We start from the raw sequence: 23,925 nt of genomic DNA, 5'->3' as shown, positions 1-23,925 counted from the left end.
CACAACGCACGATTCTTTGTTACTTCAAGGCGACAGTATTTGCCTTAAAAAATGACGATTTCATGCTCGCGGGATATGATTCTGTATTGCAATACGATTCCCGAACAAAAAGAACCCACCCTGGGCCATCGTGCCGGCGTTGCGGGGTACCCGAAAGTTCAACTTGGCACCACTCGACAATATCGCGCATTGGCGCACGCAGATTTTCTCTTCGCTGGTGTCCTTCATCGTGGCGATGGCCTTCGTCACCGCGATTCCAAGCATGGCGATGCTGGCCAACGAAGGCCGCTGGCCGATGTTCTTCGTCGATGCGGCAGCGCTGTGCTGGCTGGTCGGCCTGTGGTATTTCAAACATGCCGCTTACCGGACCCGGGTCCTCAATTTCCTCGCCATCCCGGTGCTGGTGGGCACGGGGATGATGATGTACGCCGGCCCGGTCAGCCAGATCTACCTGGTTGCCGCGCCGCTGCTGGCCGCTGTCCTGCTGGGTACCGGGCCCGCCATCATCGCGCTGGCAGGCACGACGATCCTGGTATTTATCCTGGCCATCAGCGGCTACGCGCGCCTGCCCGACCATGCCCTGCTGCCGTCCCTCACGATTTCCCTGAATTACCTGTTCATCGGCGCCGTCATCACCATGTCGAGCGCCATCATGCTGCAGCGGCTGGCCAAGTCGCTGGAGGATTTGCGCGCCGTCGCCACCTCGCTGCAGGAAGGCCAGGATGCCCTGCATGCGGTCAATGCCGAACTGCGCCTGACTGCCGCCGCAGTGGCGCGCCTGAACGATATGGTGATCATCTCCAAGGTGATGCCGGGCGACCTGGCGAACCAGCAGATCATTTTTGTCAATGAAGCATTCGAGCGCCGTACCGGCTACCAGCGGCCGGAGGTGATCGGCCGCGGCTGGCACCTGATGCTGGGCGCCGATACCGACGTGGCAGAAGTGGCCCGCATCGGCGAGGCGGTGGCGCGTATGGAAGCGGTCAGCGCCGAACTGCTCTACTACACCAAGGACCACGATCCGTACTGGATCGAAATGGAAATGGTGCCGTTCAACGATGAACATGGCACCAACACGCACTGGGTCATGGTCGGGCGCGACATCACCGAGCGCAAGAAGTCGGAAAAACACATCCATCGCCTGGCGTTCTTCGACGTCCTCACTGGCCTGCCGAACCGGCGCCTGCTGATGGAGCGCATCGAGCGCCTGCTGGCGCACGCACGCGAACAGGCTGGCCACGGCGCACTGCTGTTCATCGACCTGGATCACTTCAAATACATCAACGATGCGCGCGGCCATGGCGTCGGCGACGCACTGCTGCGCAATATCGCGGGCCGCCTGGCGGCACTGGTGCGCAAGGGTGACACCGTAGCGCGGGTCGGCGGCGACGAGTTCGTGGTGCTGCTGGCGCACCTCGGCGACGATGCGCGTCTGGCCACGCACTCGGCCCTGCTGGTGGCCGAAAAAATCCGCCGCGCGATTACCGAAAGCGTTGAAGTCGACAACCAGTTCTACGATACCTCCGCCTCGATCGGCGTGACCTTGCTGTCGCATCCGAACCAGTCTGCCCACGACCTGCTGCGCGAAGCCGATACCGCCATGTACCGCGCCAAGGCCGATGGGCGCAATCGCGTGTCGTTCTTCGAAGCGACCATGCAGGCCGAAGTCGAGCGCCGCCTGACGCTCGAACGCGACCTGGCCGCGGCGCTCGACAACGGCGAACTGTCGATGCACTGGCAGTTGCAGGTGGACGCGCGCGGCCTGCCCGTCGGCGCCGAACTGCTGATGCGCTGGCAGCGCCCGAACGGCACCTTCGTGCCACCCGATGTGTTCATTCCCGTGGCCGAAGAATGCGGCCTGATCGTCTCGCTGGGCCAGTGGGCGCTGCGCCAGGCCTGCCTGGGTTTCCTGGAACTGCGCCAGGCCGGCTTTGCGATGCCGCTGTCGGTGAATGTCAGCCCGTCGCAATTTCGCCAGACCGATTTCGTTGCCCAGGTCCGCACGATCCTGGGCGAAACCGGCGCGCCTGCCTCGGAACTGATTTTCGAAGTGACCGAAGGGCTGCTGATCGAGAACCTGGACGACACCATCGGCCGCATGCACGAACTGGCGGCGCTGGGCATTCGCCTGTCGATCGACGATTTCGGCACCGGCTATTCGAGCCTGTCGTACCTGAAGCGCATGCCGCTGTACGAACTCAAAATCGACAAGAGTTTTATTCGCGATACGCCCTGCGACGCCAACGGCACGGCCATCGTGCAATCGATCCTGGCCATGGCCAGCCACCTTGGCTTGTCGGTCGTGGCCGAAGGCGTCGAGACGCGCGAGCAGGCCGACTTCCTCGCGGCCAACGGCGCCCCGCGCATGCAGGGTTACCTGTTTGCGCGCCCGATGCCGCTCGAGCAGATGGTGGCACGCCTGTGCGCCACCGGGCCGCTGCAAGTGACGGGCATGCCAGAAACATTTCCGGGTTAAGTTGTATCGGATGTAAGCGAATGATTCCTGTGCGCCATAAATAGAATGCAAGCGCTATAGTGAAGTCACTTAACCAATCAAGGAGACGTGATGAAACGCATTCTTACAGCAGCAGCAGCAGCCATTGCCATCAGTAGCGCAGCATTCATTCCCGCCACCGCATCGGCCGCTGGCGCCGGGTATGTCGGCGCAGGCGCCGGCGACGTGATCATCGTCCGCACCCAGCCACCAGCACCACGCCGCGAAGCCATGCCGGGCGCACGCCGCGGTTACGAATGGGCGCCGGGTTACTGGAACTGGAATGGCCGCAAATATGTCTGGACCAAGGGCCATTGGGAACGCACCCGTCCTGGCTACGCTTATGCCCGTCCAGTCTGGTCGCAAGGCAAAGACGGCTGGGAACTGGACCGCGGCGGCTGGCGCCATGGCGACCGCGCCGACGGCCCACGCCGTGGCGACCGTGACGGCGACGGCGTACCGAACCGGGCCGACGATCACCCGAACAACCCGCGCCGTAATTAATCCGGCAGGGTAAAACAAAAGCGCGGCATGCAAATGCCGCGCTTTTTTATTGGCCTGCCAGCGGCAATACCCGCACGCCAAAAATATCCACCTTGTTCAAGGCCCCGCCCTTGCCGCCACCGTTCGCATACACGGCGTTCGCTTCCAGATAACTCATATTATAAAAGTCGTCCAGGCGCACCGCGTAGGTCCCGGCCTTGAGCAGGATATCGGCCGGTGTCGAGTACATCGGCGCTGATTCGGGTGGCAAATGCGGCATCTGGATCACGCGCCGTGCCACGGTGTGGCCGGCAGCATCGACCACCGACAGCACCTTGACGCCATTGCTGATGCCGGTGTTGATGGCGTTCCCGTGATTCGTGTAGCGCACCTGGAAGCTGAAGCGGCCCGCGCCGAGCTGCACCTGGTCGACGCTGAAGCGGTCCTGCGGCGCGCCCCAGCCGGCGATGCGCGCGCCGCTGCGCGCCACGCTGCTGCGCACGCGCGCGTCGTCGACGCCAATCAGGATACCCGCCTCGGCGCACACGGCGCCGCTGTGATGCGAGACATTGCCAGATGCCGCATCGACCACCTCGACCGCGTAGCAGTTGGCCTGCGCCAGCGGAGCAATATCGCGCCAGGCCGGCTGCTTGAGCTGGTCGGCGACCAATACCCCATTACGGTATAAACGATATACCACAGGCCCGGCCTGCTGTGCGTCGGCGATGCCGACATCAATACCCGTGACTGCGGCCACGACGTGCGAGATGGCCGCTTCGCGCGGCGCGAACAGCGCGCCGCTCAACGCAGCCGGGTCGCCCGCCACGCTGCGAATGGCCTGGCGACCGGCCTGCAGCGCACCCAGCGTCACCTCGATCAGGTTGTCTTCCTCGAGCGTATCCCATGCAATCAAACCACCGGCCACCGGTTTGCCGTTGAGGGTGACCGCATCGACCGCATAGTGACCCTCGCTGCTCGATACAGGCGGCAAGGCCACGCGCACAGCCAGCTTTTTGCCGCGCACGGACAGATCGTCCAGGACGATCCGATTGCTATCCTTGAAACTGTCGCGCCGCAGTCTGGCGGTGATGAACGGCGCCACGTGCACGCCGTCGTCGGCGTAACGCACGCCGAAGACATTCCGCACCACCATCCCGACGTAGGCGCCGACCGACCATAGCTGGCGGCGCGAGTTGACCACCGGTCCGCCCAGCTCGGGGTGACCGGCATCGGTGACGATTTGCTGACCCGACAACCACTCCATGTTTTCCATGTTCGACAAATGCACCGATGCGCCGCGCTGCAGCGAGGCATACGCCGCGTCGGCCACGCTGACATTGGCGCCGGCAATCGCGGCATCGAGGCCATACGCAGTCACGAACGGCCAGATGGCGCGGTTGTGATACACCGGCACGCCCTGCTGCTGCGGGAAGATGACCGGGGCACCCACCGGGCCGTGCGGATAGCTGGCCAGGATGCGCTCGCGCCGCGTTTCGTCGGCAATGCCGGTGACAATTGCCAGCGACAGGCCGAGCCAGTCATATTTGTGCAGCGGCGCGCCGTCGGAATGGGCCGCCGTGAGGCTGGCGTACATGCCGGCGTCTTCCAGCCAGAAGCGCGCGTTGATCGCAGTTTTCAGTTGCGCCGCCCATGCGGCGTAGCGCTGCGCGCGCGCGCTGTCGCTCTGGTCGGCGGCCAGGTTTGCCGCCAGCGTCAGGGCCTTGTAATGGGCCACATTGGTCGACAATGCTTTGGCGGTCGCCATGCGCGCCAGGTCCGTTTCGATGTCGCGGCCGTAGCTTTGTTCGCGCCAGTCGAGGAACGATTGTTCGCCCGTGTACAGGCCGTCGCGCGGGTCGAAGGCCGCAATGCGGTCGTTCTCGATCGTGTTCGAGAGGGCTTTCAGGGCGGTCACGCCAAACGCCGCGCGTTCGGGGCCGGACAGTGCAGTGAGCGCCTGCTCCGCGCCAAACGCCCACGTGACACGGTCGGTGCTGACTGGCCAGCTGCCGCCGCTGCCGGTGTCCTGGATGATTTGCAGGCCGTCGGCCGTGCCAGCCGCCTCGCGCGGCTTGCTGCTGCCGGGCCGGTAGCCGGACAATTTGAAGGTGAGCGAATCGCGCACCCGACGCGGGTCGAGCATGGCCAGGCCGAGGTTGGCGCCGTATGCCAAATCGCGGGTCCAGACGTAATGCCATTTTTCGCCGGTCTCGAAGCAGTGGCAGGCAATCGGCTGGTCGTCGTTGTACGCGCCGTCGCGGATCGCGTCCACGGACAGTTCCTTCATCTCGGAAATCGCGTGCGCAAACAGGGCATCAAAGGCAACGCTGCCGGTACGGATGAACGGCTGGCCGGGCACCTCGGCGTAGCGAATCGTCGCTGGCGCCTGCTCGCGCGTGGGCATGGTGCTGCTCTGGATGTAGCCGCTGGCGCCGTCGCGGGCGAAGCGTACCTGCACATTGGCGGCGCCGGCGACGGCAAAGTCGCGCACCTCGGTGGCGGGCGCTCTGGCGGGCGTTGTGGCGCAGCCGGACAGCGCACACAGGCTGGCGACAGCAGCCGCAATGGAAGGTTTCAACATGCGTTTTCCAGGAAACAATTAAGGAGAACGCATTATGTATGAATACTACTTAGGGAATCAAACGATCGGCCCGCAACTGGGCGAACAGGTCGAAGAAGGAATCTTCGGTGCTCTGGTAGGTCGTGAACCCGAGCTTGCGACTTTTCGACATATCGGTCATCACATCGATCGGGCGTCCGAGGTCGAGGTCGGTATGCCAGGCGGACGCCAGTTGCTGCAAGTCGGGTTCGACCAGCTGCAGGCGTTCGGCCATGGCGCGCCAGCGCGCCTCGTCACCGACCATTTGCGTGGCCAGCGGCTTGACACTGCCGTCGAACCCGGCCGCCTCGACGCCGAACCAGTTCGCCAGGCGCGGCCACAGCCACTTCCAGCGGAAGTAGTCGCCATTGACGACGTTGAACGCTTCGTTGCGTGCGGCCGGGGTGGTGGCGGCCCAGATCAGCTGGGCCGCCAGTACCCGCGCGTCGGTCACGTCCGAAATGCCTTCCCACTGCGCTTGCGAGCCGGGAAAGTGGAACGGGCGCCCGGTTTCCTTGCACAGCGACGCGAACACCGCCAGCGTGGTGCCCATGTTCATGGCGTTGCCGACCGCTTTGCCGATCACGGTGTGCGGGCGGTGCACGCTCCAGCTAAAGCCGTCGCGGCGCGCTGCGGCATAGACTTCGTCTTCCTGGGCGTAGTAAAAATTTTCCAGCGGCAGGCGCGGCTGCTCTTCGCGCAGCGGCGTGTCGGGCAAGGTGCCGGCCTTGGCGTAGGCTTCGAACGGCCCCAGATAGTGCTTCAGCCCGGTAACCAGCGCCACGTGCTGCACGCTTTTTTGCGGCGCCAGCGCGTCCAGCAAGTTGCGCACCATGGCACCGTTGACGCGGATATTTTCCGCTTCGGTGGCGTTGCGCATCCAGGTGGTGATGAACACGTGGGTCGGCTGCAAGCTGGTCAATGCCACGGCCAGGCTGCCAGGGTCCATCAGGTCGGCGGCCACCGGCACCACACCTGGCACTTCATCGCGCGGACGGCGCGCCAGCCCCGCGACATCCCAGCCCTGCGCGATCAGGGCGCGCGCCAGATTGCTGCCAGCAATTCCGCTGGCGCCGACGACCAGTGCTTTTCGTTGGGGCATGCATCCTCCGTCTGAATGGTAAAAACCCATTGTAGGACCTTGAGGCGCGATCGGCCGCACGGATGCATTCGGGGAAGGAAGAGAACTGCGATGCGGGCCGGCGCGTGTGCGCGGCCGCGGGAGGCACGACGCGCGCCGCCGACCGGGTCGGCGTGCGCGATCAAACAATTAGTCGAGTTTCCAGGCGTAGTCGACTTTGGTCCAGGTCTGGGCCGGCGCGCCGTCCTTGCTGCCTGGTTTGAATTTGCACGCCGACAGCGACTTGATCGCTGCTTTGTCCAGGCCTTTGAAGCCGCTCGACTTTTCCAGCTTCGACTCGGCCACGGAACCGTCGGCGCCGATCAGGAACGACATCGAGGTCGTGCCCTGCTCTTCGTTCATCAGCGATGCTTTTGGATAGTCGACTTTGCAGTTTTTCGGATCAAAGCTGGCCGGCACTTCGGCTGCCATAGCCAGTCCAGCGATGCTCGAGAGGGCCAGGGCGGCGATGAAGTTAATTTTGGACATATTATTTTCCTTAAAAGTGTGTCACTAAAAAACGATAAAAATGCGGCGGGTTGCGGAACATTGAACACGCCACCGGTCAGGCAAACTTAAAACTCTTCCCAATCGTCGCTGGAGGCGGCGGCAGCGGCTTTTGGTGCAGCTTTTTTCGGGGCCGGGGCGGCCGGTGCCGCCTTCGCTGCGGTTTTCGCTGGCGCCGGACGTGCGACTGGTGCCGGACGCTTCAGGGCGGCGCGCGGTGCGACCGGCCTGGCGGCCGGTGCCGGGGCACGGACCGCAACGGCGCGACTTGCCACCGGCGCGGCGGCGGCCTGCTGCACCTGTTCACCTTCGATCAGGCGGAACACGCTCACCACCCGCTGCAATTCGCCGGCCTGGTCTTGCAGGCTTTGCGCTGCGGCGGCGGCTTGCTCCACCAGTGCGGCATTTTGCTGGGTCATGCCATCCATCTCGATGATCGACAGGTTGACCTGTTCGATGCCGGCACTCTGTTCCTGGCTGGCGCTGGCGATCTCGCTCATGATGTCGGTCACGCGTTTCACGCTGGCCACCACTTCATCCATCGTCACACCGGCCTGGCCAACCAGCTTGCTGCCGGCGGCGACCTTCTCGACCGAATCGCCGATCAGCGTCTTGATTTCCTTGGCTGCTGCCGCCGAGCGCTGGGCCAGGTTGCGCACTTCAGACGCCACCACCGCAAAGCCGCGGCCTTGTTCGCCGGCACGGGCTGCTTCCACGGCAGCGTTCAGCGCCAGGATGTTGGTCTGGAAGGCGATGCCATCGATCACGCCGATGATGTCGACAATCTTGTTGGCCGAGGTGTTGATCGAACCCATGGTGTCGACCACTTGCGAGACCACTTCACCACCCTTGCGGGCCACTTCCGAAGCGCTGGCGGCCAGCAAATTGGCTTCACGGGCGTTGTCGGCGTTCTGTTTCACGGTCGAGGTCAACTCTTCCATGGCCGACGCGGTTTTCTCCAGCGAACTGGCTTGCATTTCTGTACGGGACGACAGGTCGATGTTGCCGGCTGCAATTTCGCGCGAGGCGGTGCCGATGGTTTCGGTGCCGGCACGAACCTGGCCGACGATATCGACCAGGCTGCCACGCATATTGTTCATTTCCACCAGCAGGCTGCCAGCGACGGCACGGTCGGTGTTGATGTCGATGGCCAGGTCGCCATGGGCGATGCTGGTGGCAATTTTTGCGGTGTAGCCAGGCTCGGCGCCGAGTTGACGCAGCAGGCTGCGGGTAATCACGACCGCAGCGGCGACGCCCAGGGCGACCGCGACGGCCAGCAGGATCAGCATGAAGTTACGGGCATTGGCGAACGCCGCGCCGGCATCGACCTGGCTCTGGGCATTCTGCTTGTCTTCCATCGTGGCCAGTTGCTCCAGGCCTTCCATCCATTTTTTCTGGACTGGACGGATTTCCTTGATCATCACGCGGGTAGCGTCTTCAGCTTTGTTGGCCAGGTACAGTTCCGATGCTTTGGCGATGGCTGGCATCGCGCTGCTTTCGTAACCTTCGATCTGGCTCAGCAAGGTTTTTTCCTGCGGAGTGGACTCAGCGGCAAATTTGGCAGCCAGCTTTTTCTTCAGTTCATTGTACTTTGCGGTCTGAACTTTGAAGCGATCAAGTTCCGGCTCCATGTCGTCCGGATTGGTCATCAGGGTCAGGGTGCGCAGTGAGGTGAGGCGCTCGCTGACGTTGTTGCGCATGTCGACCACGAGGCGGGTAACGACGTTATTCACACTGACCACGTGATCGAGACGGTCCTGGATTTGCGCCATGCGCAAGATCCCGACGACAGTGACTGCCACCAGCAGCACCAGCACCAAGGCGAATCCCAAGCCGAGGCGTTGCCCAACCTTCATGTTCGATAAATTCATTTCGTCCTATTTCCTCTGTCGTGTTTATCAAGCCGCTCGGCGGCCGCGTCATTTCGACGGTGCATTTTTGGTGCCTTAACGGCAACTCTGGGTCCATCAGGATAAGTCAAAAAAACGCGATGCAGACAGAAACCGTTCCCACGTGGCAATTTATTCCGCTTGCGCAACGACAGCCGTCAAAGCTAGCGCCGGGAACTGCGTCCACGAGGAAAGTATAAGAGGATAGTTTGCCGAACAGCAAGCTTTCTATGCGGAATTAGATTGTTGTGTGGAAATTTTCACACGCTTTTTGCCACAACAGGGGCACGGCAGGAAAAAATTACTATGCAAACTGAATACGTGCTGCAGCCTCCAGCAGCAAGGCTGGATCGGCCTCGGCCAGGCGGGTCGGATCGGACATCAGCTGGCGAAACGCGCGCGCACCGGGCAAACCGGTCATGATGCCGAGCATGTGGCGGGTGATGCTGTTGAGCTTGAGTCCGCGCTCGCCATGTTCGGCCAACTGTGACGCAATATAGGGCAGCATGGCGGCCAGCACCTCGGTGCGCGACTTGACGGCTGCGTCGTCGCCGTAAAAACGGGCATCGTAGTCGGCCATCACGTACGGGTTATGGTATGCCTCGCGCCCCAGCATCACGCCGTCGACATGTTCCAGGTGCAGGGCCACCTCATCGCTGGTCTTGATCCCGCCGTTGATGATAATTTCGAGCGACGGGAACTCGCGCTTGAGCTGGTAGGCGACCTCATACTTGAGTGGCGGGATTTCGCGGTTTTCCTTTGGCGACAAGCCCTTCAGGATAGCGTTGCGGGCGTGCACGATAAAGGTGTTGCAGCCGGCGTCGGCGATGGTGCCGACGAAATCGCGCACAAAACCGTAGTCCTCGTTCTTGTCGATACCGATGCGGTGCTTCACCGTGACGTCGATGGAAACCGCATCGCGCATGGCTTTCACGCAATCGGCCACCAGTTGCGGCTCGGCCATCAGGCAAGCGCCGAACGCGCCGCGCTGCACCCGCTCGGACGGGCAGCCGCAGTTCAGGTTGATTTCGTCGTAGCCCCAGTCCTGGCCGAGCTTTGCGCTGACGGCCAGGTCGGCCGGGTCGCTGCCGCCCAGTTGCAGCGCGACCGGATGTTCGATCTCGTCGTAGCGCAGATGGCGCGCCACGTCGCCATGGATCAGCGCGCCGGTCGTCACCATCTCTGTATACAACCAGGTGTGGCGCGTGATCTGGCGGTGGAAGACGCGGCAGTGGCGGTCGGTCCAGTCCATCATGGGTGCGACGGAGAGCTTGCGGCTTTTGTAAGTTGCTGATTTCATTGAGGGTCGATGTGCTGCGGAAGGCGCAATTCTATTACATTGCAGCGTCGCGGGCTGTGTCAGGCATCGCCTCCGACCGCGGCACGGGTCGCTCGCCAATCTGCTGGCGCCACATTGCGTAGTACAGCCCTTTCTTCTCCAGCAACCCAGCATGGCCGCCGCTTTCGACGATCTTGCCCTTCTCCAGCACAAAAATCGTATCGGCATGCATGATGGTCGACAGGCGGTGGGCAATCAACAGCGTGATCTGGCTGTCGCGCGCGGAAATTTCGCGCACGGTGTTGGTGATCTGCTCTTCGGTCAGCGAATCGAGCGCCGACGTGGCTTCGTCGAAAATCAGCAGGCGCGGCTGGCGCACCAGCGCGCGCGCGATCGAGAGCCGCTGCTTTTCGCCGCCCGACAATTTCATGCCTTGCTCGCCGATCACGGTATCGAGCCCTTCCGGCGATTTATCGAGCAGGTAGGCGCAGGAAGCCTGCTGCATGGCTGCGATGATGTCCGCGTCGGTGGCGTCCTGTTTCACGAAGCAGATATTCTCGCGCAGCGTGCCGGCAAACAAATGCGTGTCTTGCGTCACAAAACCGATCTGGCGGCGCGCCTCGTTGTAGCGCAAATCGGTGGTGGATATCTCGTTATAAAACACTTCCCCGCTAACCGGTGTGTACAGCCCCACCAGCAATTTCACCAGCGTCGACTTGCCGGAACCGGACGGGCCGACGAACGCGAGGGTATTGCCCAGCTGGGCCTGGAACGAGATCTGTTGCAGCGCATCGTCGACGGCGCCCCGATGGCGAAAACGCACGTCGGCAAAGCGCACCTGGGTGACGGGACCGACTTCGACCGGATCGGCCGACCGCCGCTCGATCGGTTTCTGCATCAAGGCCTCGAAGTTCAGCAGGGAGGCCTCGGCTTCGCGCCAGGCCAGGATGATATTGCCTAGCTCCTGCAGCGGGGCGAAGATGGCCACCGTGATGAACTGCATCGCGATCAGTTCGCCGGTCGACAGCACATCGCGGAAAATTAGCCACAGTAACGCGAACAGGATCGCCAGTTTCAGCATGGAAAGTGTGGTGCCCTGCAGAAACGACAGCCGGCGGATGCGCTTCACCTTTTCCATTTCGAGCGCGAAGATCGCGTCGGTCTGAGCTTTCAGGCGCCGGATTTCGGTGAAGGTCAGGCCCAGGCTTTTGATCAGTTCAATATTGCGCAGTGACTCCGTGATGAAGCCCGAGTTGCGGTTCGTCTCGCGCGTGATGGAGCGTTGCTGACCCTTGATTTCGCGGCTCAGGAGTCCCGTCAGCCCGCCCAGTAACAGGATGCCGATCAAAAACACCGGGACCAGCAGCCAGTGTTTGGTCACCGCATACCAGGTCAAAAAGCCGATCCCGACCACGCTGGCGAACACGGTATTGATGAACGCGTTGATGAAACGCTCGCTGTCTTGCCGCACCTTTTGCAGCAGCGACAAGGTTTCGCCGCTGCGCAGGTCTTCGAATTCCTGGAACTTCAGGCGCATCAGGTGGCGTAGGCCATCATTGAAAATCTGCGTGCCGATTTTCTGCACCACCAGGCGGGTGACGTATTCCTGAAACGCTTTCGCCGCCCGCGACGCGATCGCCACCAGCACGGCGAGCGCCAGCAGCCTCAGCACGCCATGGACCAGCTCGTCGCTGGTCTGGTTGCCGCGGTGGATAGCGTACTTGTCGATGATCGTGCCGAAGATGATCGGGTCGACCAGGGCGAGAATTTGACCGGCGGCCGCCAGGATCAGGGCCAGCAGGGCAAGGCGGGCGTGGGGGCGGAGGTAAGTCCAGAGAATATGCATGTTGAAATTTTACCAACGGCATGCGGTGGCCGATGTTCTGCAGGAAAAGCCGGATCCGCGCGCCTGTCAAGTGCGCACCGGATCTCGACCGCTGATATGGCGCAGTTGTCGCGCGACCTGCGGCGCGTATCGTTGCATGACTGCGGCGTTTTTCCACCGCCATGCATCTGATCAATCTTCGCCGAGGTTTGTCATGCTTATGCACAAATTCTTTGCTGTAATGATGCTGTTTTCCGCGCTACTGGCGCCCGGTTTCAGCCAAGCCGCGCCAGTTTACATCGCCAGCTTCCTGCCTGGCGCCGACTTCGCGCCAACGGGCATGAACAATGCCGGGCAAATCGTCGGGTTCGCCGGCACCGGCGCAGTTGCCATCCACACCGTGCTGTATGACGGCGGCATGCTGTCCGATCTGGGCAGCATGGGCGGCCGGGACAGCTACGCGCTGGCCATCAACGACGCCGGCGACCTGACTGGTTCCCTCGTCACCGCCAACGGCGAGGAACATGCATTCCTGTACCGGAACGGGCAGGTGACGGATCTGGGGGGCGGTACAGTCGGCTACGGCATCAACGCGCGCGCCGATATCGTCGGAAAGAAACAAACTGCCATGGGCTGGACCGGGTTTCTGTTTAGCGACGGCAAGCTCACCGAGATCGCCAATCTGGACACCGGCCTTGATGGCTGTGCGGTCGGCATCAACGACCACGGCCAGATCGTCGGCGAGTCGCGCATTGCCGCCGAGATGCCGGCCCCGACGCGGCATCCCTACCTGTACCGCCAGGGTGTCATGACCGACCTGGGTGCGCTGTCCGACGGCGACAACAACGGTGCGGTCGCCATCAATAACCGCGGCCAGGTTGCCGGGTACAGCGAGGGTGCGGACGGCGTCATGCATGCCTTCCTGTACCAGCACGGCGCCCTGCAGGATCTGGGCAGCCTGGGCGACGCCGAACTGACCATCCATGACCTCAACGAACACGGCACGCTGGTCGGCACCGCCAGCAACGAGGACGACGGTCTGGTTCCCTTCATGAATCTGGACGGCGCCCTGGTCGACCTGAATACCTTGCTTGACCCTGCCCTTGGCTGGCACATCTACAGCGCGTACGCCAACAACGATCTCGGCCAGATCGTCGGGTATGGCTGCCGCGACGCGGCGTGCGGGCTGGTCCGCCTCGACCTGGCCAGCGCCGTGCCGGCACCAGGCGGCGCCTTGCTGTTGTTGGCCGGCTTGCCGACGCTGGCGCGAGCAAGGCAACGGCAGCACGGCAGGCGCGCGGCGGCACATGCCATGCAGCGGCGGACGGCCTGACTGTCCCGCTTCACAGCACGCTGTTCGATCAAGCATCCAGCCTGCCTTTATCACCTTCGCGAGGTCACCATGATTTTCCGACGATACGTTCTGGCCCTGGCACTGGTGCCGGCCCTCCTGCTACCAGCGCTGGCACAGGCTGATGCAATTTATACCGTCCACTTCCTGCCCAAGAATTTCTATCCTGCAGACATTAACAATGCGGGCCAGATTGCCGGCACAGCCGATTTTGGCGACAACAACGCGCATGCCGCGATTTACGCGGGGGGTGTCGTCACCGATCTCGGCTCGTTTGGGGATAATTACGTGAACGTTGTCGCGATCACCGAGGCCGGCACCGTACTGGGTAACGCCGGTTCGCCCGCGGGGGAAAACCGTGCTTTTGTTCGCGGCAACGGCGCTATGCAGGAAATCGCCGGTCTGTACGGGTATGGCATCAACGCCGGCGGCGATATCGTCGGGTACAACAATACCAGCGGTGCGATTCTGTACAGCCAGGGCACATTGACTGAACTGGGGCATCTGGGCAGCGGCGACTTCAGCGTCGCGCGGGGCATCAACGATGCGGGCGCCATCGTCGGCACCTCCACCATCGACCTCGATTTTCATTCCCGCCAACATCCCTTCCTGTACCGCGACGGCGTCTTGCATGACCTTGGCACGCTCGACGAACGCGAATTCAACAGCGCGGTCGCCATCAACAGCGCCGGCCAGATTGCCGGTTACAGCGAAGGAACGGGCGGTGGCATGCATGCCTTTTTCTATGAAAATGGCGTCATGACCGATCTCGGCAGCTTTGGCGGCTTGAACCTCGACGTGGGGGGCATGAACGAGCACGGTCAAGTCGTCGGTAGTGGCGATCCATGGGAAGGCGAGAGGATCTGATTCATCTCGCAGGGCGGTGGCCTGGTGGACTTGAACACCCTGATCGATCCTGCGTCTGGCTGGCAAATCGGCGGCGCCATCGACATCAACGATAACGGTCAGATTCTCGCTTACGCCTGCCGTGAGTTCCAGTGTACCAACGTGCGGCTTGACCTTGCCAGCGCGGTGCCGGAACCGGTGGCGGCAGGGATGCTCGTACCCGGCCTGCTGGCATTGGCCGGGGTATGGCGCCGACAAAAACGCCGTGGCGCCCCCCCCGGCCGTAATCGGTTCCTGCACGGCGCCGCGGCGCCCCGGATTACTTGCCGTTCGTCGTTTGCGGCATGCCGCCATCCTGACTCGTTTTGCCGACGCCATTCATGGTGCCGGCGCCTTCTGCGCTGCCGTTACCAGAATTGCCGGACGTTCCGGTCTGGCCGGCACCAGACGCACCGGTGCTGGTCGACGATTTGGTTTTTTTGGCCTTGGTCTTTTTCGCTTTTGGCGTCGTGGCGGCGGACGTGGCATTGTCCATCGTTTTGTCCTGCGCCGTGGTGGTGGCATTGTCCTGACCCGCAGCTTGGGCGCCGCCAGCCAATGTCAACGCAATCGACGCACCGATAATACCTTTGAGGATGTGATTCATTTGTTTCTCCTGAAATGTTGGAAAAAGTTCAGTCGTTACTGAACCAGTTATCAAACAGTCTAGGCTTTCGCGCAGCTTACCAGCGCACGGTACCGCGTGGAAATTTATGACATTGACCAATCAAGCCAATCCGGCTAGCTGCACAGGCGAAAAAAAGCCGCCGGCCCTTGCGGGTACGGCGGCTTCTTACGCTACGACGCTGGTATTACGCGTCGCGGCCAGCGCGTTTGCGCTCATTTTCTTTCAGGTAGCGCTTGCGCAGGCGGATCGATTTCGGGGTGATTTCGACCAGCTCGTCGTCCTCGATGAACTCGACAGCGTACTCGAGCGACATCAGGATTGGCGGTACCAGGCGTACGGCTTCATCGGTACCCGACGAACGCACGTTGGTCAGCTGCTTGCCCTTGATCGGGTTGACGACCAGGTCGTTGTCACGCGAGTGAATGCCGATGATCATGCCTTCGTAGACTGGGTCGTTGTGGCTCACGAACATGCGGCCGCGATCCTGCAGTTTCCAGATAGCGTAGGCAACGGCTGCGCCGTCATCCTGCGACACCAGCACGCCGTTACGACGGCCAGCCATTTCACCGCGGGTGTTATCCACTGCGCCGTAGGCATCGAACACGTGGCTCATCAAGCCGGTGCCGCGGGTCAGGGTCATGAATTCGCCCTGGAAACCGATCAGGCCACGCGCAGGAATACGGTATTCCAGACGCACACGGCCTTTGCCATCCGATTCCATGTTTTGCAGGTCGCCACGACGACGGCCCAGCTCTTCCATGACGCCGCCCTGGTTGACTTCTTCAACGTCGACCGACAGGTTCTCGAACGGCTCGTGACGCACGCCGTCGACCATTTTGTAGACCACGCGTGGACGCGACACAGCCAATTCAAAACCTTCGCGACGCATGTTTTCCAGCAAAATCGTCAGGTGCAGCTCGCCGCGTCCCGACACTTCGAAAATCGTGTCGTCGTCGGTTGGGGCAACGCGCAGAGCAACGTTGGCTTTCAGTTCGCGGTCGAGACGTTCGCGCAGCTGGCGGCTGGTAACGAACTTGCCTTCGCGGCCAGCCAGTGGCGAGTTGTTGACCATGAAGTTCATGGTCAAGGTTGGCTCGTCGACGGTCAGCATCGGCAGCGCATCTGGGGTGTCTGGCTGGCAAATCGTCGAACCGATACCGATTTCTTCGATACCGTTGATCAGCACAATGTCGCCGGCAACTGCTTCGTCGACCAGAACGCGCTCGAGGCCTTTAAAGTTCAGAACCTGGTTGATGCGGCCACGGATCGGGGTCGAATCAGGACCGTTCAGGACAACCACGTCCTGGCCAGCCTTGATGCGGCCGCGGCTGATACGGCCAATGCCGATTTTGCCGACGTACGACGAGTAGTCGAGCGAGGTCACTTGCATCTGCAGCGGGCCGTCTGGATTGTCGTCACGAACTGGCACGTATTTCAGGATGGCTTCGAACAGTGGCTTCATGTCGCCTTCGCGCACATCTTCGGTCAAGCCAGCATAGCCGTTCAGGCCCGATGCGTAGATGATCGGGAAGTCCAGCTGCTCGTCGGTTGCGCCGAGCTTGTCGAACAGTTCGAACGTCTGGTTGACGGCCCAGTCAGCGCGTGCGCCCGGACGGTCGACCTTGTTGACGACGACGATTGGCTTCAGGCCCAGGGCCAGCGCTTTACGCGTGACGAAACGGGTCTGTGGCATCGGGCCTTCCTGCGCATCGATCAGCAGCAGAACCGAGTCAACCATCGACAGCACGCGCTCGACTTCGCCGCCGAAGTCGGCGTGGCCTGGGGTGTCAACGATGTTGATGTGGGTGCCTTCGTACTCAACAGCGCAGTTCTTCGACAGAATCGTAATGCCGCGCTCTTTTTCGAGGTCGTTCGAGTCCATCACGCGGGTTTCCACCGCCTGGTTCTCACGGAAAGTACCCGATTGGCGCAGCAGCATGTCCACGAGGGTGGTTTTGCCGTGGTCAACGTGGGCGATGATTGCGATATTGCGAATCGCGCGTTTGGTATCTGACATAGGTATTTAGCGGAGAAAAAGGCGTGGTGTACGAAAGTGTACGGTGTTGCGTATTTCGATAGCCGGCTAGTATAGCACGGTTAATGGGGCGGTTCACATGCTCGCGGGAAAGTCGTGCAGATTCAATGGCTTAATGCTTGCCGATATACGTTACTACTTGCTCTGCATCGTACACGGCATGTGTGACAGGCGTGTGGCAAACGCCTGTCACGCTACTAGTTACCACTATACCGCTTTGGCGATCAGTCGTTCCGGCGCGAGGATGGCATATTCCTGCAACTGTGCCGTACCCAGCAACTTACCCTCCGAGTAGACGCGCACCCGACCCAGATCGGCAGGGACTGCTACAGCTTCCTTACCCAAGGCCAGGCGCTGCCCTTGCAGAAAGCGCACCGCCAGTTCGGGCGACAATTCAAGCGCCGGAAACGACGCCAACAAGGCATCCACCGGCGCGAGCAAGGTCAGCGGCTCGGCATGCGCCTGCAAGGCCTCCATCGTGATCATCCCATCGATGGTGAGCGGACCGACCTGCGTGCGCCGCAGCGCATTCAGGTGCGCGCCGCAACCGAGTGCCGCGCCGATGTCTTCCCCCAGCACGCGCACATACGTGCCCTTGCTGCAAGTTACGCGAATTTTTAAAAACGGGGCCTCGTACGACATGAATTCCAAACCATGGATCGTCACGGGCCGCGCTTCGCGTTCGAGCGTGATGCCTTCGCGCGCGTACTCGTAGTACGCCTTGCCGTCGCGCTTGAGCGCAGAATACATGGGAGGAATTTGCATGATCGGCCCGCGAAAACGCGCCAGCGCCGCCTCGATCTGCGCCTCGGTCACGTCGACAGGCAGTGTTTCGATGGCCTCGCCTTCGGTGTCGCCGGTATTCGTCATGATGCCGAGGTGAACCGTCGCTTCGTAGGTTTTATCGGCTTCCAGCAAATCCTGCGAAAACTTGGTCGCCTCGCCAAAGCATAGCGGCAGCAAACCGGTGGCAAACGGATCGAGCGTGCCGGTATGACCGGCCTTCTTTGCGTTGAGCACGCGCTTGGCGCGGATCAGGGCGTCGTTCGACGACAGGCCCACCGGCTTGTCCAGCAAGAGCACGCCGTCGACCAGGTCGCGCATGCGCTTGATGTGCTTCGGATCCCTGCCCTGCGTCACGCTGCCGGCTCTTCTTTTGGACCGGCGGCCGCTGCCGCGTCGCCCGCTGGCGCGTCGCCAATCTCATCGTCGGCCGCGCGGGTGGCGTTGGCGGCGTCAATCAACAGCGACATTTCCATGCCGCGCGAGGTCGACGTGTCGTGCACGAAGTGCAGCATCGGCAGCGTGTGGATGTGCAGGCGCTTGCCCAGCAGGTTGCGCATGTAGCCGGCGGCGGCGGCCAGGCCTTCGACCGTGTTCTTGATGACGTCTTTATTGTCATTGAGCATGGTGAAGAAGATTTTCGCGTGGGCGTAGTCGGGGGTGACCTGCACTTCGGTGATCGTGATCATGCCGACGCGCGGGTCCTTCAGTTCGTAGGCGACGATCTCGGCGAGGTCACGCTGGATCTGGTCAGCCACGCGAAGGCCGCGGGCGGGGATGTTTTTACTGTGTTTGGCCATGGTTTGCTTATTTTATTTAATTCACTACCGCTAACACGTCATCCCCGCGAAGGCGGGGACCTATAGCCCGTCAGCTACTTCGGACAAGTGTTATGGGTCCCGGCCTTCGCCGGGATGACGGTTTTTAGGGTGGTGGTAAAACGCCGCCAACTTCACGCAACATTTCACCAATTACTTCTGCTCAAAAAAATAGGGCCAGTGCATCTTCACGGGCAAGCCCGCAAAAATCACACTGACCCCATCGTACTCCCAAGCCTGAAATTACAGCGTACGAGCCACTTCTTGCACTTCGAAGACTTCCAGGGTGTCGCCAACCTGAATGTCGTTGTAGTTCTTCAGCGACAGGCCGCACTCGAGGCCGGCGCGTACTTCTTTGGCGTCGTCCTTGAAGCGCTTGAGCGAATCGATCTCGCCAGTCCAGACCACCAGGTTGTTGCGCAGCAGGCGGACCGACGAGGTACGCTTGACGACACCATCGGTGACCAGGCAACCGGCAATCGCACCGACTTTCGAGACCAGGATGACCTGGCGAATCTCGACCTGGCCGGTAATGGTTTCGCGGCGTTCCGGCGACAGCATGCCCGACAGTGCAGCACGGACTTCGTCGATCGCATCGTAAATGATGTTGTAGTAACGAATGTCCACGCCGTTCGACTCGGCCAGCTTGCGACCCTGGGCATCGGCACGGGCATTGAAGCCGATGATGACTGCTTTCGAAGCCACGGCCAGGTTGACGTCGGACTCGGTAATGCCACCCACCGCTGCGTGCACGATCTGCACCCGCACTTCGGAAGTCGACAATTTCTGGAGCGACGACACCAGCGCTTCTTGCGAACCCTGCACGTCGGTCTTGACGATCAGCGGCAGGTTTTTGACCTCGCCCTCGGCCATCTGGTCGAACATGTTTTCCAGCTTCGCTGCTTGCTGCTTGGCCAGTTTCACATCACGGAATTTACCTTGACGGAACAGACCGATTTCACGTGCTTTACGCTCGTCGGCCATGACCATGACTTCTTCACCGGCAACCGGCACTTCGGTCAAGCCCTGGATTTCGACCGGAATCGATGGACCCGCTTCGGTGATGGCCTTGCCGTTTTCGTCCAGCATCGCACGAACGCGACCGAAGGAAGAACCCGCCAAAATCACATCGCCGCGGCGCAAGGTACCCGACTGCACCAGGATCGTCGCAACCGGACCACGACCTTTATCCAGACGGCCCTCAACCACCAGGCCACGCGCTGGCGCGTCGACCGGGGCTTTCAGTTCCAGCACTTCAGCTTGCAGCAAGACTTGCTCGAGCAACTGGTCGATACCGACGCCGGTTTTGGCCGACACTGGCACGAATGGCGATTCGCCACCGTATTCTTCCGGCAGCACGCCTTCGGCTACCAGTTCCTGCGTCACACGGTCCAGGTTGGCACCCGGCTTGTCGATCTTGTTGATGGCAACCACCAGCGGTACGCCGGCAGCTTTTGCGTGAGCAATAGCTTCCTTCGTTTGCGGCATCACGCCGTCGTCCGCCGCCACCACCAGGATGACGATGTCGGTGGCCTTCGCACCGCGGGCACGCATGGCCGTAAAGGCTTCGTGACCTGGCGTGTCGAGGAAGGTAATGATGCCGCGCGGCGTTTCGACGTGGTAAGCGCCGATGTGCTGCGTAATCCCGCCCGCTTCGCCGGATGCCACTTTGGCGCGACGGATGTAATCGAGCAGCGAGGTTTTACCATGGTCGACGTGACCCATGACGGTGACCACCGGTGCGCGCGGGGTCGACTCGAAGTGAGCGTGCTCACCCTGGTCGGCCAGCAGCGCTTCCGGATCGTCCTGCTCGGCTGCGAATGCTTTGTGGCCCATTTCCTCGACCAGAATCATCGCGGTTTCCTGGTCCAGCACCTGGTTGATGGTGCACATCTGGCCCAGTTTCATCAATTGCTTGATGACTTCGGATGCCTTGACGGACATTTTGTGCGCCAGTTCAGCCACGGTGATGGTTTCAGGGACGTAGACGTCCTTGATGACCGCTTCGGTCGGGGCCTGGAAATTCGTTTCGCGGTCGTCGTGACTATTCCGACGGCCACCTTTGGCACCACCGCGCCAGCCATCACGGCCGGTCGGTGCGTTGCCGCGCGGCTTGATGCCACCCGGTGCGCCACCACGTTTTTTATCATCCGACCAGGTCGACGAAACGTTCGCCGATTTGATCGATTTTTTGTCAGCACCAGCTGGCTTTTTATCGGCCGGCTTCGCTTCGCCCGGCTTTTTATCGGCTGGCTTGTGCAGCGTGCCTTCTGGCGGCTTCGGTTTCACCACGACAGCGACCGGCACCGGCTCAGGGGCTTTGATGACGCGACGTGGCGCGTTCATCATGGCCTTGATCTGGGCCACTTCGTCAGCCACGGCTTTGCGGGCTTTCTCGGTGGCGGCAGCGCGGTCGGCAGCTTCCTTGGCAGCACCGTCGGCTTTAAGCTTGGCGGCTTCGGCGTCGGCTTTCTTGGCGTCGTCGCTGGCAGCAGTGGCGACCCCGGCAGCGCCGGCAGCACCAGCAGCGGCGGTCGCGGCAGCAGCTGCGGCACGTTTCACCTGGGCGTCTGCTTCGCGCTTGGCGTCGATTTCAGCCTGCTTGGCCTGGGCTTCCTTTTCGGACTCCAGCTTGGCCAGGCGTTCCTGCTTTTCACGCAGGTCGGCTTCCTGACGCGCCACGAGTTCGGCGTGCTTGCGCACTTCTTCCTCGCGGCGGGCGATTTCTGCAGTATCGATCACCGGCTCGGCGACCGCTTCGACAGCAACCGGTGCAGCGGCGACATCGTCGCGCTGTACAAAGGTACGCTTCTTGCGGACTTCAACCTGGATGGTGCGCGACTTGCCGCTGGAATCAGCTTGCTTGATTTCAGTGGTTTCTTTGCGCGTTACCGTGATCTTTTTCTTCTCGGAATTCTCCACTGCACCGTGGGTACGGCGCAGGTGGTTGAGCAGCTTGTCCTTATCATCCTTTGACAAGGGATCTGACGTCGAACTTTTTTCCACGCCAGCAGAACGCAGCTGCGTCAGCAGCAAGTCTGCAGGCATCTTCAGTTCGGTGGCAAATTGGGCTACGTTGTTACTCGCCATTCAGTCCTCTTTTCTATGTGTCGCGGAGATGATAAAGATTTGCAAATTATGCCTTGGCCGTTTCTGCCATGCTCCAGGCCTTGGCCTGGAGCGCCTTGGCGCGGTCGTCATACTTTGCGTCGACCAGCTTCATCTCGTCGTCGGTCACATCATTAAATTCATTGTCGATCAATGCACGGGCACGTTCCGACGGGAGGGCCAGGATGGCGCCGAACTCGTCGTATGCAAGGCCGGTAAAGGCTGCCACGGTCTTGATGCCTGCCAGGCCCAGCTTGCCAGCGGTGTTGCGATCCATGCCCTCGAGGGTGACCAGTGCTTCTTCCATGCCTTCGAGACCTTCTTCGGAGGCGATGGCTTCGGTCACCAGTGCATCACGGGCACGGGTACGCAATTCGTTGACGGTGTCTTCGTCGAACGATTCGATTTCCAGCATTTCGGAAATTGGCACGTAGGCGATTTCTTCCAGGCTGGCAAAGCCTTCTTCCACCAGGATGTCGGCCACTTCCTGGTCGACGTCCAGTTTTTCCATGAACAGCGCACGCACGGCAGCCGTTTCGGCAGCCGATTTGTTGTGCGACTCTTCAGCGGTCATGATGTTGATTTTCCAACCGGTCAGCTCGGCCGCCAGGCGGACGTTCTGTCCCGAGCGACCAATCGCGATCGCCAGGTTTTCTTCATCAACAACCACGTCCATCGCGTGCTTTTCTTCATCGACCATGATCGACGACACGTTGGCCGGGGCCAGTGCGCCAATCACGAACTGCGCCGGGTCTTCCGACCACAACACAATGTCGACGCGCTCGCCGCCCAGTTCACCGGTCACGGCCTGGACGCGCGAACCGCGCATGCCGACACAGGTACCGATCGGGTCGATGCGTTTATCCGCCGTGTAGACGGCGATTTTGGCGCGCACGCCGGCATCGCGGGCCGCGGATTTAATATCCAGCAGGCCTTGCTCGATTTCCGGCACTTCCAGCTCAAACAATTTCATGATGAACTCTGGCGCGGTACGCGACAGGATCACTTGCGGGCCGCGCATATTGCGGTCGACGCGCAGGATATAAGCACGCACACGGTCGCCGATACGCAGATTCTCTTTCGGGATCATCTGGTCGCGCGGCAGGCGCGCTTCGATCTTGCCCGACTCGACGATGGCGTCGCCGCGTTCCATGCGCTTGATGGTGCCGGTGACGAGCGAATCGCCACGTTCCAGGAAGTCGGCCAGGATCTGTTCGCGCTCGGCATCACGCACGCGCTGCAGGACAACTTGTTTCGTGTCCTGGGCAAAGCGGCGGCCGAAGTCGACCGATTCAATCGGCTCTTCAATGTATTCGTCGACTTCGATGTCCGGGATCTGGTCCAGGGCTTCAAAGTGCAGGATCTCTTGATCAGGCAATTGCAGGCCGGCTTCGTCGGGAACGACGTGCCAGCGACGGAACGACTCGAACTCGCCGCTTTCTCGGTCGATGGACACGCGAATATCGACTTCGCCCTCGTAACGCTTTTTCGTGGCTTGCGCCAAGGCGAATTCAAGCGCGCCGAAGACAACTTCCTTGTCGACGTTTTTTTCGCGCGCAAGCGCATCAACCAATAATAATACTTCGCGACTCATGCTTTGCGACTCCTAAAATCCACTTGCGGCACCAACCGTGCCTTATCCAGATCGGCGAGCGTAAACTCCAGCAACACCGGACCATCCTTGCTTTCAAATTCCAGGCCAATTTTATCGCCTTCCGGTGCATGCAGAATGCCCGTGAAGGTTTTCCGGTTGGCGCTACCCGGCATGGCGACGTGCAGCTTGACGGTGCATTCGCAACCCGCAAAGCGCTCAAAGTCGGCCATGGTGCGCACCGGGCGATCGAGCCCCGGCGACGAAATTTCCAAACGTTCGTAGTTGACGTTTTCCACCGTCAGCACATGTGACAGCTGGTGACTCACGGTCGCGCAATCCTCGACCGTAATCAAGCCCTTTTCGAGTGCATCGGCAGCCGAAAAATCGATATAGACGCGCAGGATGCCGCGATCACCGCGCTCCACGTCCACCAGTTCGTAGCCGAGTCCGGCGACGGTCTTGTTGATCAATTCAAACTGCTGCACAGCACATCTCCAGAGCACGCAACCCGATCGGACCAGGATGCG

Annotated in this window: 17 protein-coding genes; 4 read left to right on the top strand and 13 right to left on the bottom strand. The window is 61.2% G+C overall.

Annotated elements, in window-relative coordinates; genetic code table 11:
- Positions 1-163 precede the first annotated feature (163 nt).
- Complete coding sequence (locus V6M87_RS18955; RefSeq protein ID WP_332878214.1) at positions 164-2,476, top strand: putative bifunctional diguanylate cyclase/phosphodiesterase; 2,313 nt, start codon at positions 164-166, stop codon at positions 2,474-2,476.
- Between the two features lie 90 nt (positions 2,477-2,566).
- The gene (locus V6M87_RS18950) at positions 2,567-2,998 is read left to right on the top strand and encodes a YXWGXW repeat-containing protein (protein WP_332878213.1); all 432 of its coding nucleotides are present in this window, start codon (positions 2,567-2,569) and stop codon (positions 2,996-2,998) included.
- 46 nt (positions 2,999-3,044) lie between these two features.
- Here the strand turns inward: V6M87_RS18950 and V6M87_RS18945 are convergent, their stop codons facing one another.
- From V6M87_RS18945 to V6M87_RS18920, 6 genes are all read right to left on the bottom strand, one after another.
- Entirely contained in the window at positions 3,045-5,558 is a 2,514-nt protein-coding gene (locus V6M87_RS18945) for an alpha-L-rhamnosidase-related protein (protein ID WP_332878212.1), read from the bottom strand.
- 49 nt (positions 5,559-5,607) lie between these two features.
- Positions 5,608-6,678, bottom strand: a complete 1,071-nt coding sequence (locus V6M87_RS18940) for an SDR family oxidoreductase (protein WP_332878211.1) — start codon at positions 6,676-6,678, stop codon at positions 5,608-5,610.
- A gap of 168 nt (positions 6,679-6,846) precedes the next feature.
- The gene (locus V6M87_RS18935) at positions 6,847-7,185 is read right to left on the bottom strand and encodes an energy transducer TonB (RefSeq protein WP_332878210.1); all 339 of its coding nucleotides are present in this window, start codon (positions 7,183-7,185) and stop codon (positions 6,847-6,849) included.
- A gap of 86 nt (positions 7,186-7,271) precedes the next feature.
- The gene (locus V6M87_RS18930) at positions 7,272-9,074 is read right to left on the bottom strand and encodes a methyl-accepting chemotaxis protein (RefSeq protein ID WP_332878209.1); all 1,803 of its coding nucleotides are present in this window, start codon (positions 9,072-9,074) and stop codon (positions 7,272-7,274) included.
- A gap of 322 nt (positions 9,075-9,396) precedes the next feature.
- Positions 9,397-10,392, bottom strand: coding sequence for a tRNA dihydrouridine(20/20a) synthase DusA (gene dusA, locus V6M87_RS18925; protein ID WP_332878208.1), 996 nt, complete (start codon positions 10,390-10,392; stop codon positions 9,397-9,399).
- Between the two features lie 34 nt (positions 10,393-10,426).
- Complete coding sequence (locus V6M87_RS18920) at positions 10,427-12,217, bottom strand: ABC transporter ATP-binding protein (RefSeq protein ID WP_332878207.1); 1,791 nt, start codon at positions 12,215-12,217, stop codon at positions 10,427-10,429.
- A 193-nt stretch (positions 12,218-12,410) separates the two neighbouring features.
- Here V6M87_RS18920 and V6M87_RS18915 point away from each other — a divergent pair, with 193 nt between their 5' ends.
- Both V6M87_RS18915 and V6M87_RS18910 read left to right on the top strand, forming a co-directional pair.
- Positions 12,411-13,529 (top strand): hypothetical protein, encoded by a 1,119-nt coding sequence (locus V6M87_RS18915; protein ID WP_332878206.1) that lies wholly within the window; start codon positions 12,411-12,413, stop codon positions 13,527-13,529.
- 69 nt (positions 13,530-13,598) lie between these two features.
- Positions 13,599-14,414 (top strand): hypothetical protein, encoded by an 816-nt coding sequence (locus V6M87_RS18910; RefSeq protein WP_332878205.1) that lies wholly within the window; start codon positions 13,599-13,601, stop codon positions 14,412-14,414.
- A 298-nt stretch (positions 14,415-14,712) separates the two neighbouring features.
- On the opposite strand, the gene V6M87_RS18905 is transcribed toward V6M87_RS18910, so the two are convergent.
- The 7 genes from V6M87_RS18905 to rimP form a co-directional block, all read right to left on the bottom strand.
- Positions 14,713-15,039 carry a hypothetical protein gene (locus V6M87_RS18905; protein WP_332878204.1) on the bottom strand — a complete coding sequence of 109 codons (327 nt, stop codon included), beginning with the start codon at positions 15,037-15,039 and terminating at the stop codon, positions 14,713-14,715.
- A 205-nt stretch (positions 15,040-15,244) separates the two neighbouring features.
- Positions 15,245-17,077 carry a translational GTPase TypA gene (gene typA, locus V6M87_RS18900; protein WP_332878203.1) on the bottom strand — a complete coding sequence of 611 codons (1,833 nt, stop codon included), beginning with the start codon at positions 17,075-17,077 and terminating at the stop codon, positions 15,245-15,247.
- Positions 17,078-17,302: 225 nt separating this feature from the next.
- Complete coding sequence (gene truB / locus V6M87_RS18895) at positions 17,303-18,199, bottom strand: tRNA pseudouridine(55) synthase TruB (RefSeq protein ID WP_332878254.1); 897 nt, start codon at positions 18,197-18,199, stop codon at positions 17,303-17,305.
- A gap of 32 nt (positions 18,200-18,231) precedes the next feature.
- Complete coding sequence (rbfA, locus tag V6M87_RS18890) at positions 18,232-18,678, bottom strand: 30S ribosome-binding factor RbfA (protein WP_332878202.1); 447 nt, start codon at positions 18,676-18,678, stop codon at positions 18,232-18,234.
- A 261-nt stretch (positions 18,679-18,939) separates the two neighbouring features.
- On the bottom strand, positions 18,940-21,786 hold the full coding sequence (gene infB, locus V6M87_RS18885; RefSeq protein WP_332878201.1) for a translation initiation factor IF-2: 2,847 nt from the start codon (positions 21,784-21,786) through the stop codon (positions 18,940-18,942).
- A 46-nt stretch (positions 21,787-21,832) separates the two neighbouring features.
- Positions 21,833-23,398, bottom strand: coding sequence for a transcription termination factor NusA (gene nusA, locus V6M87_RS18880; RefSeq protein ID WP_332878200.1), 1,566 nt, complete (start codon positions 23,396-23,398; stop codon positions 21,833-21,835).
- Positions 23,395-23,883, bottom strand: coding sequence for a ribosome maturation factor RimP (gene rimP, locus V6M87_RS18875; protein ID WP_332878199.1), 489 nt, complete (start codon positions 23,881-23,883; stop codon positions 23,395-23,397). The genes nusA and rimP overlap by 4 nt, the downstream gene beginning before the upstream one ends.
- Positions 23,884-23,925: the final 42 nt, after the last annotated feature.

The sequence above is a fragment of the Massilia sp. S19_KUP03_FR1 genome (assembly GCF_036688685.1).
In the GTDB taxonomy this organism is placed as follows: Bacteria; Pseudomonadota; Gammaproteobacteria; order Burkholderiales; family Burkholderiaceae_D; genus JALYUM01.
This window is presented reverse-complemented; position numbering and strand designations above follow the sequence as displayed.

What these genes read in the sequence shown, in the direction of transcription:
- V6M87_RS18950 (WP_332878213.1), top strand. Translation starts at nt 2,567, where the DNA reads ATGAAACGCATTCTTACAGCAGCAGCAGCAGCCATTGCCATCAGTAGC.
- V6M87_RS18945 (WP_332878212.1), bottom strand. Translation starts at nt 5,558, where the DNA reads ATGTTGAAACCTTCCATTGCGGCTGCTGTCGCCAGCCTGTGTGCGCTG.
- V6M87_RS18940 (WP_332878211.1), bottom strand. Translation starts at nt 6,678, where the DNA reads ATGCCCCAACGAAAAGCACTGGTCGTCGGCGCCAGCGGAATTGCTGGC.
- V6M87_RS18935 (WP_332878210.1), bottom strand. Translation starts at nt 7,185, where the DNA reads ATGTCCAAAATTAACTTCATCGCCGCCCTGGCCCTCTCGAGCATCGCT.
- V6M87_RS18930 (WP_332878209.1), bottom strand. Translation starts at nt 9,074, where the DNA reads ATGAATTTATCGAACATGAAGGTTGGGCAACGCCTCGGCTTGGGATTC.
- dusA (WP_332878208.1), bottom strand. Translation starts at nt 10,392, where the DNA reads ATGAAATCAGCAACTTACAAAAGCCGCAAGCTCTCCGTCGCACCCATG.
- V6M87_RS18920 (WP_332878207.1), bottom strand. Translation starts at nt 12,217, where the DNA reads ATGCATATTCTCTGGACTTACCTCCGCCCCCACGCCCGCCTTGCCCTG.
- V6M87_RS18915 (WP_332878206.1), top strand. Translation starts at nt 12,411, where the DNA reads ATGCTTATGCACAAATTCTTTGCTGTAATGATGCTGTTTTCCGCGCTA.
- V6M87_RS18910 (WP_332878205.1), top strand. Translation starts at nt 13,599, where the DNA reads ATGATTTTCCGACGATACGTTCTGGCCCTGGCACTGGTGCCGGCCCTC.
- V6M87_RS18905 (WP_332878204.1), bottom strand. Translation starts at nt 15,039, where the DNA reads ATGAATCACATCCTCAAAGGTATTATCGGTGCGTCGATTGCGTTGACA.
- typA (WP_332878203.1), bottom strand. Translation starts at nt 17,077, where the DNA reads ATGTCAGATACCAAACGCGCGATTCGCAATATCGCAATCATCGCCCAC.
- truB (WP_332878254.1), bottom strand. Translation starts at nt 18,199, where the DNA reads ATGCGCGACCTGGTCGACGGCGTGCTCTTGCTGGACAAGCCGGTGGGC.
- rbfA (WP_332878202.1), bottom strand. Translation starts at nt 18,678, where the DNA reads ATGGCCAAACACAGTAAAAACATCCCCGCCCGCGGCCTTCGCGTGGCT.
- infB (WP_332878201.1), bottom strand. Translation starts at nt 21,786, where the DNA reads ATGGCGAGTAACAACGTAGCCCAATTTGCCACCGAACTGAAGATGCCT.
- nusA (WP_332878200.1), bottom strand. Translation starts at nt 23,398, where the DNA reads ATGAGTCGCGAAGTATTATTATTGGTTGATGCGCTTGCGCGCGAAAAA.